Consider the following 245-nt stretch of genomic DNA (forward strand, 5'->3'; position numbering starts at 1 on the left):
TTTAAACAGAAACTATTCGCAAACGCAGTCTATCATACATATTGATGGCTGCGTTTTTGTGAAAAAAAGCCGCTCCAAATATGAGACGACATTTAAGTTGTGCCCAGAATGGACATAAAAAAATCCTTTGCAAAAATAAACCTATCACGATGATAACACTCAATTTTAATTTCCTTGAAAACAAAAGGTAAAGATTAATTGCAGCAATTATGGAAGCATGCAAATAATTCTGTACAAGAGCATTA

General features: G+C 32.7%; 1 protein-coding gene. It reads right to left on the bottom strand.

Annotated features, from left to right (window positions below):
• Position 1 precedes the first annotated feature (1 nt).
• A partial coding sequence (locus I6E26_RS11170; RefSeq protein ID WP_235321932.1) for a hypothetical protein occupies positions 2-245 on the bottom strand: 244 nt, incomplete at its 5' end.

It is taken from the genome of Anaerovibrio lipolyticus, assembly GCF_021531495.1.
In the GTDB taxonomy this organism is placed as follows: domain Bacteria; phylum Bacillota; class Negativicutes; order Selenomonadales; family Selenomonadaceae; genus Anaerovibrio.